The sequence below is a fragment of the Vibrio sp. 2033 genome (genome assembly GCF_033339735.1).
The window spans coordinates 1-510 of sequence record NZ_JAWOVC010000881.1 but is presented as its reverse complement, the minus strand read 5'-3'; the positions used below and the strand labels follow the sequence as shown (position 1 = coordinate 510).

Annotated in this window: 1 protein-coding gene; it reads left to right on the top strand. The window is 45.1% G+C overall.

The features are described 5' to 3' along the window. On the top strand, positions 1-467 hold a 467-nt coding region (locus R7P74_RS29615; protein WP_079749190.1), incomplete at its 5' end, for a TOPRIM nucleotidyl transferase/hydrolase domain-containing protein. Positions 468-510 lie beyond the last annotated feature (43 nt).

Genomic DNA, 510 nt, shown 5'->3' with positions numbered 1-510 from the left:
AATTGGCAAGACAATGTGGATACGATCTCGCCGCTGAAGGGGTTCAGATTGTCGAATTTGCACAATCTGGCTTACGTTCATTAATAAAAGTAGCCAAAGAGTTCGGGATCGATTGGCATGTGGTTACCGATGGTGACCCGGCGGGTAAAAAATACGCCCACACAGTGAGAGCGCAGCTTGGGCATGATCAAGAGCGCCATAGGCTCACTGAACTTCCCGATCGGGACATCGAGCATTTTCTTTATAATCATGGGTTCGAGCTTTTCTTTAAGGACATGATCAAAGTCCCTCACGACCATCCAATTCCGGCGAAGAAAGTGGTTAACCGCGTTTTGAAAAAACATGCGAAGCCAGATTTGGCTCTAGCCATTGTGTCTCACTGCGAAGAGAAAGGCATGGAATGTATCCCTGTGTTGTTGCGTTGGACTTTAAAACGCATCGTTACTATGGCAAGCGGGAATACTTGAGCGTTATATATCTATTTACTCATTTCTTTCCATTTAAATAGTC